11 protein-coding genes and 1 pseudogene are annotated in these 13,268 nt (G+C 66.6%); 4 read left to right on the top strand and 8 right to left on the bottom strand.

Going from position 1 to position 13,268, the window contains the following annotated elements; genetic code table 11:
• Positions 1–63 precede the first annotated feature (63 nt).
• From PT015_RS12565 to PT015_RS12555, 3 genes are read left to right on the top strand one after another with little or no spacing between them, the layout of a single operon-like run.
• A complete protein-coding gene (locus PT015_RS12565) occupies positions 64–1,224 on the top strand; it encodes an amidohydrolase family protein (RefSeq protein ID WP_285184830.1) in 1,161 nt (386 codons plus the stop codon).
• Complete coding sequence (locus PT015_RS12560) at positions 1,224–2,450, top strand: M24 family metallopeptidase (RefSeq protein ID WP_285184828.1); 1,227 nt, start codon at positions 1,224–1,226, stop codon at positions 2,448–2,450. The genes PT015_RS12565 and PT015_RS12560 overlap by 1 nt, the downstream gene beginning before the upstream one ends.
• Positions 2,450–3,562 carry a M24 family metallopeptidase gene (locus PT015_RS12555; RefSeq protein ID WP_285184827.1) on the top strand — a complete coding sequence of 371 codons (1,113 nt, stop codon included), beginning with the start codon at positions 2,450–2,452 and terminating at the stop codon, positions 3,560–3,562. Before PT015_RS12560 ends, PT015_RS12555 begins: the two co-directional genes overlap by 1 nt.
• On the opposite strand, the gene PT015_RS12550 is transcribed toward PT015_RS12555, so the two are convergent.
• From PT015_RS12550 to PT015_RS12515, 7 genes and pseudogenes are all read right to left on the bottom strand, one after another.
• The gene (locus tag PT015_RS12550; RefSeq protein ID WP_285184826.1) at positions 3,551–4,807 is read right to left on the bottom strand and encodes a hypothetical protein; all 1,257 of its coding nucleotides are present in this window, start codon (positions 4,805–4,807) and stop codon (positions 3,551–3,553) included. The genes PT015_RS12555 and PT015_RS12550 overlap by 12 nt on opposite strands.
• Positions 4,807–5,571 carry an SDR family NAD(P)-dependent oxidoreductase gene (locus PT015_RS12545; RefSeq protein ID WP_285184825.1) on the bottom strand — a complete coding sequence of 255 codons (765 nt, stop codon included), beginning with the start codon at positions 5,569–5,571 and terminating at the stop codon, positions 4,807–4,809. The genes PT015_RS12550 and PT015_RS12545 overlap by 1 nt, the downstream gene beginning before the upstream one ends.
• A pseudogene (locus tag PT015_RS12540) lies at positions 5,568–7,858 on the bottom strand (CaiB/BaiF CoA transferase family protein). Before PT015_RS12540 ends, PT015_RS12545 begins: the two are co-directional and overlap by 4 nt.
• 3 nt (positions 7,859–7,861) lie before the next feature.
• Positions 7,862–8,833, bottom strand: coding sequence for an enoyl-CoA hydratase/isomerase family protein (locus PT015_RS12530; protein ID WP_285184821.1), 972 nt, complete (start codon positions 8,831–8,833; stop codon positions 7,862–7,864).
• 25 nt (positions 8,834–8,858) lie between these two features.
• Positions 8,859–9,695: a mycofactocin-coupled SDR family oxidoreductase gene (locus PT015_RS12525; protein ID WP_285191083.1), complete on the bottom strand. Its 837-nt coding sequence runs from the start codon at positions 9,693–9,695 to the stop codon at positions 8,859–8,861.
• Positions 9,692–10,891: a cytochrome P450 gene (locus PT015_RS12520; RefSeq protein ID WP_285184820.1), complete on the bottom strand. Its 1,200-nt coding sequence runs from the start codon at positions 10,889–10,891 to the stop codon at positions 9,692–9,694. The genes PT015_RS12525 and PT015_RS12520 overlap by 4 nt, the downstream gene beginning before the upstream one ends.
• 191 nt (positions 10,892–11,082) lie before the next feature.
• Positions 11,083–11,757 (bottom strand): TetR/AcrR family transcriptional regulator, encoded by a 675-nt coding sequence (locus PT015_RS12515; protein ID WP_285191082.1) that lies wholly within the window; start codon positions 11,755–11,757, stop codon positions 11,083–11,085.
• Positions 11,758–11,854: 97 nt separating this feature from the next.
• On the opposite strand from PT015_RS12515, the gene PT015_RS12510 reads away from it, so the two are divergent.
• Positions 11,855–12,412: a hypothetical protein gene (locus tag PT015_RS12510; RefSeq protein WP_285184819.1), complete on the top strand. Its 558-nt coding sequence runs from the start codon at positions 11,855–11,857 to the stop codon at positions 12,410–12,412.
• 20 nt (positions 12,413–12,432) lie between these two features.
• Here the strand turns inward: PT015_RS12510 and PT015_RS12505 are convergent, their stop codons facing one another.
• Positions 12,433–13,179 carry a methyltransferase domain-containing protein gene (locus PT015_RS12505; protein WP_285184818.1) on the bottom strand — a complete coding sequence of 249 codons (747 nt, stop codon included), beginning with the start codon at positions 13,177–13,179 and terminating at the stop codon, positions 12,433–12,435.
• Positions 13,180–13,268: the final 89 nt, after the last annotated feature.

The raw sequence follows: 13,268 nt of genomic DNA, 5'->3' as shown, positions 1-13,268 counted from the left end.
GGTCGTCGAAGAGTTAATCCCCGATCGCCTGACGGATCTGACGCAGTGTGGTGCGCTGGAACAATGACCCAAGCCAACACGCTTTATCCACCCGGAGGCTTCGGCGCGCCGAAGAACCGGCACGGCCGGGCGCAGGGGAGCGTCGGTCTGCCCGCCGGCACCGAGGTGTTTTCCGCCGACACGCACATCTCGCTGGCCGCCGACATCTTCTACGAGCGTCTGCCAGACGACCTCAAGGACGCCGCGCCGCGGATCTGGTACGAGGACGGTGCCTATCAGATCGGCCACCAGGGCCAGTCGTTCCTGCCCGACGTGTTCAGTGCGGTGCTCATGCAGTACGACGACCTGGCCGGGGCCGCCACCAACAACATCGACGCGCGCATCCGCGAATTGCGCGAGGACGGCGTCGACCGCGAACTCGCCTTCCCGAACGCACTGCTGGCCATGTTCGGCTTCCCCGACAAGCCGATGCGCGAGCGGGTGTTTCGGATCTACAACGCCTACATCGCCGATCTGCAGGAGCGCTCCGACGGCCACTTCCTAGGCGTCGGCCTGATCAACTGGTGGGACGCCGACGGCGCGAAACGCACGCTGGCCGAGCTGAAGTCGCTGGGACTGAAGACGTTTCTGTTGCCGCTCAACCCGGGCAACGGCGACGACGGCGTCATGATGGACTACGCGTGCAGCGCAATGAGACCGGTCTGGGAAGCCATCGAAGAGTCCGGCCTGCCGATCACCCACCACATCGGCGAGACGCCGCCGAAGGCGCCGTGCGAGGTCAACAACGTCGCGGTCGCGATGATGGTGAACATCGACGGGTTTCGAGAGATGTTCTCCAAGTACATCTTCGGCGGCATCCTGGACCGGCACCCGAGCTTGCGGATCGGCTGGTTCGAAGGTGGCATCGCCTGGATCCCGCCGGCCCTGCAGGATGCCGAGCATGTGCTGGCCTCCTACCAGCACATGCTTGATCACCCGCTGCAGCACGACATTCGGTACTACTGGGACACCCACATGAGCGCGTCGTTCATCGTCGACCCGCTCGGACTGAAGCTGATCGACCAGATCGGCGTCGACAGGGTGATGTGGTCGTCGGACTACCCGCACAACGAGAGCAGCTACGGCTACTCGGAGAAGTCGCTGGCCGCCGTCGTCGACGCGGTCGGTCCCGAGAACGCCGCGAAGATCGTCAGCGGCAACATCAAGAAGTTCCTGGGCATCTGATGACGGCTTCCGTCCAGAGCTTCGTCATTCCCGACGAGCCCGACTTCGCGCGGATGCACCGCGACATCAGCGCCCGATTGCGCGCCGCAATGGGCGAGCACGGCGTCGACGCGATGATCCTGCTGATGAACGACAACGTCGTTTACTCCACCGGTGCCAGCTGGCCGGTGCTCGACGCCGGGCTGTCGCACGTCGAGCGTCCGGTCGCCATCGTGTTGGCCGACGACCCGCACCCGCACCTCTTTCTGCCGTTCCGCGGCGGTGCCGCGTCGGAAACCCAAGTGCCGCACGATCATCTGCACGATGCGCTGTATCTCGAACTCGACGAGGGCGTGGACCAGTTCGCCCGGGTGCTCGCCGATCTGATTCCGCCCGGGGCCCACGTCGCGGTCGACGAGATGACCGGCGCGATGCGGCGCGCCGCCAACCGGATCTTCCCCGGCGGGCCACCCTCGGAGGCCGCACTGGTGATCGGGGCATCGAACCTCGTCAAGACGCCAGACCAGGTGGCCTGCCTGCGCGCGGCCATGCGGATCACCGAGACCGCGATGGTCGATGTCCAGCAACAACTCAAACCCGGTGTGCGGCAGACAGATCTGTCGGCGAAGCTGGTGCGCCGGGTGTTCGAACTCGGTGCGACCGCCAACATGCTGGAGGCGATCTGGCAGGTGATGCCGCGCTCGCGGGCCGAGGGTGTGTGGACCACGCACGGTGATCTCGCGCTGCCGTTGCTGACCAACGAGCGCGAACTCGAAAGGGGCGACGTGCTGTGGACCGACATCAGCATCAGCTATGCGGGTTACTGTTCGGACTTCGGGCGTACCTGGATCGTCGGTGAGCAGCCGACGGCCCGCCAGCAGGCCCAGTACCAGCAGTGGCAGCACATCCTCGACGCGGTACTCGGCGTCACCAAAGCCGGTGCCACGTCGGGTGATCTGGCCCGCGCGGCGATCGCGGCCAACGGCGGCAAGAAGCCGTGGCTGCCGCACTTCTACCTCGGGCACGGCATCGGCATCTATCCGGCCGAGGCGCCGATGATCGGCACGGACCTCGGCGAGGAGTTCGACGACAACTTCGTCTTCCCGGTCGGGATGACTCTGGTGCTGGAACCCGTGGTGTGGGAGGACGGCACCGGCGGCTATCGCAGCGAGGAGATCGTGGTCATCACCGAAGAGGGCTGCACGCGGATCACCGACTACCCGTATACGCCCTACGGTCCGCGCTGATGGCCGTGGATGTTCTTCCCGACGGCCGCGAACTCCGGTTCGGCCGTCGGCAACGCGCGCTGGAGCAGATGGACGCGCACGACATCGACGTGCTGGTGCTGGGCCGTCAGGCCAATGTCCGCTATGTGACCGGGGCCCCGCAGTTGTGGATCGGCGGCACAAGGCCTTTCGGGCCGGTCTGTGTGATGCTGCGCGGCAGCGGCGAGATCTTCATGATGAGCACCGACGACGAGGGCGTCCCCGAGGAGATCGGCCGCGATCGACTCTACGGCCTGGCCTGGAATCCGATGACGTTCATCGACGTGCTGAAGAACATCGACGGGTCGTCGACTGCGAAGCGGGTCGGAACCGATGCGATCACACCGACTTTCGCCACACTGCTGCCGTTGGCGTTCCCGAACGCGGAGTTCGTCGACGGCGAACTGCCGATGCTGGCGGCACGCAGGACAAAGACGGCTGACGAGGTCGCGGCGATGTCGGCGGCGGTGCGGGTCGCCGAGGCCGGGGTCGCCGCAGCCGTCGCCGAGTTGCGGGCGGGCGTGACCGAGCAGTCGCTGGCGGGTGCGGTGCTGGAAGCCATGGCGGCCGGCGGAGTGAGCACCCCGGCGACCCAGGACGCCGCCTGGGTGACGTCGCGCGAGCGCCCCTGGCAACGCGCCCACGGCGACGTGCGCGACGGCGACCTGGTCGTGTTCAGCGCCGGTGCGCTGGCCGACGGCTACGTCGCGGAGGTGGCCCGCACCTGGCCGGTGGGGGAGACTACGGACGCGACGCGCGACCTCTACCGGCGTTCGAACCATCTGTGGGACAAGCTGATTGCCGTCTGCCGACCCGGCGCGCGAGCCGGCGACCTGCTCGCCGCCTACGAGGCCGCAGGTGAGCCGGCACCACCGATGGCGGTTGCGCACGGCCTGGGTCTCGGCTTCGACCCGCCGGTGATCTCGCGGCAACTGCCGCTGACCGCCGATGCCGAACGACTCGACCCCGGCATGGTGCTGGCGCTCACCGGCTACGTGTGGCAGCAGGGCGTGGGCGGGGTGTTGCGGCGTGACAGCGTGGCCGTCACCGACGACGGGCCGCGGGTGCTGACCGCCAGCCCGCTATGGCAGTAGGTCGCCGAATCGCTGTGTCTCCCAGAGATTCAGCGCATTGGTGAGCATCTGCAGCGGGGCGCGCACGCCCTCGTCGTCCTGGATGCCCGGGTCCGTGCGGGTCATCGTCGCGGCAGCGGCGCCGAAACGCTTGCGGATCAGCGCGGGAATGTCGAGCAGCCACGCGACCGTCATGATCCCGACGTAGAGCATCACCTGTCGCTTGAGCTCGGGTAGGCCGAGTTCGGGCCCGCCACAACGACGTACTTCCGTGGCGAATACGTCCAGCAGTTCGTCGAGGTGGTCGTCCCACATCCGCGTCTCGGCGCCGGACATCGCGCCCCACAGCGCCATCGCGACATTCATCTGCCCGACGCAACCCCAGTCCATCAGCCCGCAGCGCAGTACGTCGTCCGCGCCTCGCCAGAACCAGGCGTTGTCGACGTTGGCGTTCCAGTGGCACAACGCGATGAAGTCGGGGTGGTCGGTCAGGTGGTCCCAGACGGCGGGTTCCTGATCGAGGAATCGCGGGGCATCCTGGCGGAGACGCGAAAGAAACTGTTGTGAGCAAATATTGGCGGGTAAAAGCCCCGGGCAGGTGTCCGCGAACTCGGCGAGCCGGTCCAGCCGTCGGCCCAGCTGTTCGGGGCTCATCGGCGCGCGTTCGCCGACCTGCGCGGCCTGCATGTCGACCGGAAATTGATCGCCGACCGGGATCCGCCCGGACCGGTGGCCGCCGACCACGCGGCCCAGCGCGGTCATCAGCGCTCGATAGTGCTCGAGCGGCACCGGCATCTGGTAGTCCAGACACTTGTGATACTGCGGCTCGATACCGTTGCTGCCGAACGGGATTCGCTGCGAGATCAGCAGGCCTGTGCCGGTCGCGCGGTGATAGTCGGCGAACTGGGTGGCCGGGACGGTGACGGGAAAGCCCGGTTCACGGGAGAGGAGGGCAAACAACACCTCCGACTCCATCTGCGTCTTGCCGCGGTCGCGAATCGGGTCGTCGAAGTCGCGGGAGAACTTCACGAACAACTCGGTCGGGGACCCGGGCTGTTCGTATTCGACGTCCAGGCTGACCTTGCGGCCAGTGCTGCCACCGGGAACGTCGACGAAGTGGCTGATCCGCGCGACCGGGCTGTCGAGCGCGCCGTAGGCACGAAAAGCGTGGGTGAGAAAGGTTGTGCCACTGGCACGTAACGCGTCCGGATCGGCGGGTATCGGCAGACCGAGGTGGTCGCCGGTCACCCATCGGTCGGCCGGCATCACCACGTCTGTTCGGCGGCGCGCACCAGCATGTGGTTGATGGCGACGCGGCGGTTGCGGGTGACGACGTACAGCACCGCGTCGGCGATGTCCTCCGACGCCAGCTTCACCATGCCGGCGGTCTGCCGGTCGAAGGCGGCGCGACGCTCCGGGGGCAGGTGCTCGCTGATCTCGGTGTCGACGGTGCCGGGGCCCACCACGCCGACCCGGACCCGGCTGCCGATCAGCTCCTGCCGGATTCCCTCGCTGAAGGCGTTGACGCCGAACTTGGTGAGCGAGTAGACGGCGGTGCCCGGCCGGGCCACCCAGCCGGCGGTGGAACTGATCGTGACGATATCTGCGACGCCGCGCGGCGAATCGGCGGCGGCACCGATCAGGTGCGGGATCGCGGCGCGGGTGACGTAGAGGACGCCTTGGATGTTGACCCGGACCAGGTCGTCCCAATCCTGCAGTGGTGCTTCGGAAGCCGGCGACATCCGCATCAGTCCGGCGTTGTTGACGACGGTGTCCAGCCGGCCCAGTCCGTCGACGGTGCGCTGCACCGCGGCGGCGACCTGGTCGGAGTCGGTGACGTCGGCGGGCACCGCGAGCGCCGTGCCGCCGGCGGCCTCGATCTCGGCTTTCAGTTGGTCGAGTCGGTCGGCACGGCGAGCCAGCAGCGCGACGGCGGCGCCCTCGGCGGCCAGTGCCCGTGCGGTCGCGGCGCCGATGCCGCTGCTGGCGCCGGTGACCAACGCGGCGGTGCCGGCAAGGGTGGTGGTCATCTGCCCTCCCTCAGGATCTCGTTACGAACATAGTCGTCGTGCTCACCCAGGTCGGGGGCGCCGCGGGCGATCTCGGCCTCACGAACCGACATCCGCCACGGCGCGGCGAGCACCGGTCGCTGCCCTTCCCGGTGATCGCTGACGAAGCGGTAGAGTTCGCGATCCCACAGCAGCGGGTGGCTGATGACGTCGAGGGTGGTGGCGCTCTTGCTCGCGGGCACGCCGGCGGCCCGAAGCCGTTGTGCCAGTGCGTCCGCGTCATGGGTTCGGGTCACCGCCGCTAGGTCTCGGTCGAGTTCGTCGGTGTGGGCGAGCCGTCCGGCCGATGTTGCGTAGCGGGGGTCGGCCACGCCAAGCGCGTCGCACAGGTGCTGCCATTGCGTGTCATCGGCCACGGCGATGCTGATCCAGTCGCCGTCGGTGCACGGGTAGCAGCCGTGTGGAGCCATGTCGGCGTGCCGGTTTCCGTCGGGCAGTAAAGGGATTCCGGTGAGTTCCTGTGCGAGTAGACAATCGCCGATCATCGACGAGAGGGTTTCGACGGCGGACACGTCCACGAATTGGCCCTCGCCGGTGAGGTCCCGATGAAGCAATGCCGCGACCGCAGCGAACGCGGCGGCGGCCCCGACGGTCGAATCGCCATAGCGCATGCTGGTGCCCAGCGGTGCTCCGCCCGAGTAGCCGACCAATGACGCGACCCCGGCGAGCGCGGCGAAGCACGGCGCGTAGCCGGTCTGATAGCCCAGCGGGCCGTCGTTTCCCCACATCTTGATCGACACCGAAATGATGTCCTGCTTCACGCTTTTGAGATCCGGGTAGCCCAGGCCCATCCGCTCCATCGCGCCGGGGCGCAGGTTGTTGAGCACGATATCGCTCTGCGCGATCAGGGCGCGAAGACGCCCGATGTCGTCGGGTGACTTCAGATCCAGTTCGACGCTGAGCACCTCGGGGTTGATGCTGAGAAAGAACGGCGCGTGGTTGATGTCGGTACCGCCGTAGGCCCGCATCTCGTCGGGGTGGGTCGAGCTCTCGACCTTGATCACCTCGGCGCCCAGGAAGGCCAGCAGTTTGCCCGCGTACGGGCCGGCCCATACCTTGGTGAGCTCGACAACTCGCACCCCCTGCAGCGGCCCGCCACGCGCGAATTTCGATGGTTTCAGTTGCTGGGAAACGGCTTTCGGAGCACGATGCACGGCGACTTTGTCTTGCCCGAGCGCGGGCGCCGGACCGGTGATCCGCGCCGGCGATGCGCTCAACAGGTAGGGCACGCCGGGATACGCCGCGTCGCCTAGGACCGGATGGGTGACGTCCTGAAAGAAGCCGCGGTGCCGGTACTGTGGTGCGGTTCTCAGATCGGTGGCCCCGGTGACGGGCACCAGCGGAACGTTGAGGCGCTGGGCCCGCTCGGAGGCCGAATCCTTGTCCAGCCCGCTGACCCATTCCGCGAAGCCCTGTCGAAACCTCGCCACCTTGTCCGGGGTGACCGAGAACTCCAGCCAGTCGTCTTCGAACTCGTCGAGCCAATCCGGCCGACCCATCAACTCTTTCACCCCGGCCCAGTGACTGCCGCTGGTCATGTAAAGGTAGACGAAGCCGTCCGCGCACTCGAAGAACGAGGCGGGTCCTTGCTGGTCGTAGTCGTCGCGGGTGTTCTCCGGCGAGATCTCTCCGGTGATGTAGCGGCCCAACACGCAGTCGGCGCGCGACGCCAGCACGGCATGCATCGACACATCGACGAATTGTCCTGCGCCGCTGTGCAACCGGGAGAACAGCGACGACACCACACACAGCGCAGCGTCCAGGCCCGCCTCGTAGTCGGCCAGGAAACGGCCCGGTCCCTTCAGCGGCGGTTTGGCTGGATCGGCATGGCTGGGGTGTGAAAGCCCCAGCCGCTGGCGTGAAAGACGTTGAGGCTGGCGGCATTGTGCAACTCGGCAGGCGCCTGCACGCCGTACGGAGTGACCGCGCAGAACACCGTGTCGGGATGGTCGCCGGCAATCTCGGCGACCGACTGCTCTCCGATCACGGCGTCGGCCGACGCGATCAGAGCGTTCATCCCGTCGCCGTCGATCACGACCGAGCGCTTGTTGGTGTTCAGGTAGGCGAACACCGCGCTGCACTCCGGGCCGCCCTCGCCGACGATCGGCGCCATCGCCCGGGTGGGGCTACCACCCGGGCGTTCGACCTTGATCACTTCGGCGCCGAAGTCCGCCAGCAGTTTCCCGCAGTACTCCCCGGCAACGGACTCCGCCAGCTCGACGACCCGAAAACCGGTCAGCGCCGACATAACTCAGGGCTTGGCGCGTCCCGAGCGGCTCAGCCGCCACTCGGGCGGGAAGTTCAGGTCGTTGTCCTTGACCACATTGTTGAGGCCCTTTTCGAAGGTGCCACCGGTGAGGTCGACGGTGTTGTCGACGTCGTTCTGGATGAGCGGCAACATGCCTTCGACCATGCCGGTCAGCAGGCTGCCGAAGTACTCACCCTTGTGCTGCTTGTACAGCTCGAGGAAGGTCTTCTGCACTGCAACGGTATCGGTCGGACGGGACTTCGAGCAGGCCAGCGCGTACTTTTTGGTCTCGTCCTCGAGCTTGTCGCGCGGCACCACGCTGTTGACGAAGCCGCAGTCGTACATCTCCTTGGCGCTGAACGGCCTTCCGGTGAACAGCATTTCGGAGAACTTGCGCAGGCCCATCGTCTCGGCCCACCACCACAGCCGCGGTCCCCAGCCGACGTAACGGAAGGCCGGATGGCCGAACAACGCGTCGTCGGAGGAGATCACCAGGTCCGCGTCGCCGGCCTGGTAGAAGTGCCAGCCGTAACAGTAACCCTTGGCCTCGATGATGCTGATCTTCCGAAGCTCTTGCAGCGGACGGTTTCCGGCCTTCGCCTTGGCGTAGAAGTCGGTGACCGTGGACAGGTAGCGGTACGAACCCCCGGGCGGGTACTTTACGTCGTCGTCGTTGATCGCCAGCTCGTGATGCAGGGGCAGGCCCGGATTTTCCAGCATCGGTCGCTGCTCGGGAAGGTCTCCACCACTGCCGAAATCGTCGCCCTCGCCGCGGATCACGACGACCTTCACGTCGTCGTCGACGTTGCACTTGTGGATCAGGTCGGCGTAGTTCTGCCGCATGCCCAGGCTGGTGGCGTTCTGCGCCTCGGGCCGGTCGAACGTGATGTAGGCGATCCGGTTCTCCCGGTCCTTCTCGAACTTGATGTACTGCTCGGCTTCCTTCTTCATCTTTTCGTAGTCGAACTCGACCATGAGCCATCTCCCAATCGGTTGTTGATTATTTGAGCAAGCTGCCCGCGTCGACGGGAAGCGAAACGCCTGTGATGTAACGGGATTCATCGGAGGCGAGGAACAACACGGCGTTGCTGATGTCGACCGCGTCGACCCAGGGCACCGGAAGCGTGTGCATCATCTGCGAGATCGGGGCGAAGTCGTCGGGGCCGGGATTCTCCAGGTCCGGCCGGAACAGCCGATAGGTTTGCTCGTTCATCACCATCGTGGTGCTTACCTGGGTGGGCAGCACCGAGTTGACCCGGATCATGTGCTGGCCGAGTTCGACGGCGAAGGCGCGCATCAGGCCGATCACGCCGTGCTTGGCCGCGATGTAGTGTCCGGTGTGCGGGTAGGCCTTGTGGCCGCCCACCGAGCTGGTCAGCACGATCGAGCCACCGTGGCCGCCCGAAAGAAGATGCGGCACCGCGGCTTTGACGGTGTGCCAGACGCCGCTGAGGTTGATGTCGATCATGTCCTGCCACACGTTCTCGCGGATCTTGTGCAGCATCCGGCCGTCGGTGCCGACGCCGGCGTTGGCGACGACGATGTCGAGGCGGCCGAGTTGCTCGACCCCGCTGTCCACCGCCGCCCTCAGTGCGTCGTAATCACGGACGTCGACCTGCTCGGTCACGATGCGGCGGCCCAGCCCCTTCACCAAATCGACTGTCTCGTCGAGGTCTTCGGGCACGGCATGCGGGTAGCTGAGATTGTCGATCGGCCCGCAGACGTCGATCGCGATGATGTCGGCGCCCTCCTGCGCCAATCGGACGGCGTGGCTGCGGCCCTGCCCGCGGGCCGCCCCGCTGATGAAGGCGACCTTGCCCTCGACGCGACCGGTCATGACGTGGAAGCCGGCATGGTCTCCCATCCCCGCACCGTCGAGGTCGGGCTGAGCCTTGCTTTCGTCAGATCGACGTCCCACACCGGGAAGCGGGCGAGGATCTCCTCGAGCGCGATGCGTCCCTCCAGTCGCGCAAGCGCCGAGCCCAGGCAGAAGTGGGTGCCCACGCTGAAGGCCAGGTGCTGGCGGGGAGTGCGATGAATGTTGAATTCCTCGCTGTCCGAACCGAATTGGCGTGGATCGCGGTTGGCGGCGCCGATCAGTGTCATCATCACCGAGCCCTGCGGAACGGTCTGGCCGTGCAGGGTCACGTCGCGGGTCACGTAACGCGCCGCATGCGGGGCCGGCGGCTCGAATCGCAGCAGTTCCTCGACGGCCTGCGGAATCAGTCCCGGGTTCTCCACCAGTTGGCGGCGCTGGTCCGGATGTTCGGCGAGAACTTTTCCGGCCCAGCCGATCAGCCGCGTGGTGGTCTCGTTGCCCGCGCCGGCGACGACGTTGAGGTAGATCAGCAACTCGTCGCGGGTCAGCCGGCGGGTCTGGCCGGTCTCGTCCACGAATTCGACGTTGAGCAACTCCGTCATGATGTCGTCAGACGGATGTTCGGCCCGCCAGTCGATGTAGGCGGCGAAGATCTCGCCGGTGACCAGGCCGCCGTCGGCGTTCATCGGCTTGCCGGCTTCGGTGCGCATCTGCGCGTTGGTGTGGTCGCGGATGAATTCCTGGTCGTTCTCCGGTATTCCGAGCAGCATGCTGATGACCTTCATCGGCATCTGCGCGCCCAGGTCGCCGACGAAGTCGATACCGCCCGTGCCGATCAGCGGATCCAGTGACTGAGCGCAGAAGTCGCGGATCTGCTGTTCGAGCGCGGCGATCTTGCGCGGGGTGAACATCCGCGAGAGCAGCTTGCGGTGGATGTCGTGGATCGGCGGGTCTTCCATGATCAGCAATCCCGGTGGAATGTCGAGATTGGCCTTGATCAATTCGATGATGATGCCGCGCGCCGAACTGAAGGTGGCGTGATCGACCAGCGCCTTGTCGACATCCTCGAAGCGGCTGACGGCGTAGAAGTCGTGCTCGGTGTTGTAGTACAGCGGCGCCTCTTCGCGCAGCCGCGCGAAAGTGGGGTAGGGGTCGGCGTTGACGACCACGTCGTAGGGGTCGTAATGAACGTCTGAGCCGGTGCTGATCGTCACGAAATCTTGCCTTTCGCCACAACTTCGGTGATCCGGATGGGCCGTACGCCGAGTCGATGCCGCCAGTGTGTCAGCGTCCCGGACAGTTAGGGCGATTTGTACTTTTCGCTTAATGAAACCGTGCGCGGACGCGTACTCGCGACCCGTCAACTCTATTGCCGTAGAGAGCTATGCGGGCCGGATTCGGCGGGCTATTTTGCGGGCTTTGCAGACGGTCGCAGGGCGCCGCCGTCATGCGTGAGTTGGCCCTGCTGCTCGCTGGCGAGCACCCCGGCGACGATCGCCGACAGGACGCCGTCGAGTTGTTCGGGGGTGTCGATGATCCGATCGCCGTGGACGAACCGCAGCATCAGCCCGTTGATGAATGTCAGCGTCACGTTGCTGAGATCGTCGACGACGTCGGGGTCGAGATCGGCGCCGTGCGGCAGCAGTTGAACCAGGATGTCGTGGTGCAGCTTGGTGAAGGCGTCGGTGGCGCGCTGCAGCGTCGCCGCGATCGCCGGATCCCGGGTGGCCTGGATGGTCAGCTCGTAGCGGGCGCGGGTGCGGCTCAGCTGCGGTTCTTCGCCCGATTGGATGACCACCTTGGCCAGCGTGGACGCCGAGGCGCCGTCCTCGACGGCGGCGCTGTCGGCGACCGTCTGCAACGTCGCCAGGTCGAGTTCGGCCATCCGTTCGGCGATCGCGAGCAGTAGCGCCGAGCGGGTGCGGAAGTAGAACGAGGTGGTGCCGTCGGGAACCCCGGCGCGGCCGTCGACCTTGAGGTGGCTCAGGCCTTTGGCGCCGTCGTCGGCAAGCAGCTGTATCGCCGCGTCGCAGAGTTCGCGGCGGCGTTGGTCGGGATTGGGCTTGCGTCTGTTCGGTATCCCGGCAGTGTAGCGGGCTGGGCTTTCACCGGGAGCGCCGCTACTCTATATTCGTAGTGTTAGCTCAGAATTGCGCACACCGTCGAACGGACCACACGTGACCGCTGCCGCCAGCACGCTCAAGCCCCTGCACTGCCCGACATCGGGATCGTCGTCGCGGCGCGAGGTCCGCGAAGGACCCGGTCGTTACCAGTTTCAGGTGGTGGCCCCGAGCGTCGCCGACGCGGTGATGTCGATCGGCGGGCTGATCTTCGACCGAGCGATGGCCGGCTGGGACGTCGGCGTGGTGATCGACGGCGACACCGAACGCACGGTCGACGACCGGCCGTTGCGCATCCTCGGCGCACACGTGGCCAAGCGCTTGTCGGACCCGAATTACGCACGGGCACTTCCCCGTCCGCACCAGCTCGCGGTCGCGGCCGACGTGCTGGTCCGCAGTGACTCAGTGTGCCGGCACGTGCTCGAGATGGGCAGTGTCGATGAGACAGAGGTGCTGCTGTGGGGCCGGCACCACCCGACGAATTTGAGCCGCACCTTCGTCGCCGCCCGGCACCAGCCGAGCGCCGCCGCCCACATCTTCAAGGCGCAGGCCCTGGCCGCCGGCGGCGCGCAGGCGATCGGCCGCGCCGACGAGGCCTTCTATTCAATGGCTTGAGCTACTCGATGGCCTGAGCCTCAGGCGGGCTTGTCCGCGGCGACGAACTGCAGGTTGCGCTGGATTTCCTGCTCGATGCCCGTCAGGCCGGCCTCGCGGAACAGGTCGACGAAGGTTTCGCGGTCGAACAAGCGAAGCCCGATCACCTTCGCACTGGCTTCGCTGACCTGGCGGAGTCCCGGTACCCGGCTGACGTAGCTGGTCAGGATCGCCACCCGGCCACCGGGTTTGAGCACCCGCAGCATTTCGCGCGCGACCTGGAACGGCTCGGGCATCAGGTACAGCGCGCCGAAACAGCAGACGGCGTCGAAGGTTTCGTCGTCGAACGGCAGCGTTCCCGCATCGCCGCGCACGTAGCAGGTGCGCGGCCCGCTGTTGTCCTGCACGGCACGGGTCAGCATCGGCACCGAGATGTCGAAGCCGATCGCGAGCCCGTCCTCCGGCAGCTGCTCAGCCAACTTTCCAGTGAAATTGCCCGGGCCGCAAGCAATGTCGAGCAATCGGGAGGTGCCGGGCAGGTTCAGCGCCTCCGCTGCGCGGCGCTGCTCGGCGCCGGTCGTGACGCCGCTCGCGACGTAGAACGCCACCGGCCGCCAGAGTCGCTCGTACACCGTCGCGACCACCGGGCTGTTCATCGCCACCTGAGCCAGTGTCGGGGTGTCGCTGGCCACCGACGCGCCGAGCACGTCCAGGAAGCCGTGCCGCAGGGTCGCGTCGCGGTCGAGCAGGTCACGGGTCGTCTGCAGCGGATCGTCGGTGCGGGTCACGGGAGTGAGTCTGCCGGTGGGCGCGTCCTTGCTGCAACACGCGCCCAGCCCCTAGCCTTGGCACCATCTTCAATGGTGACGGGGGCGGC

This window comes from Candidatus Mycobacterium wuenschmannii, from assembly GCF_030252325.1.
GTDB classification, from domain to species: domain Bacteria; phylum Actinomycetota; class Actinomycetes; order Mycobacteriales; family Mycobacteriaceae; genus Mycobacterium; species Mycobacterium wuenschmannii.
Note: the sequence above shows the minus strand (reverse complement) of the source record. Positions and strands in the feature narration are given on the sequence as shown.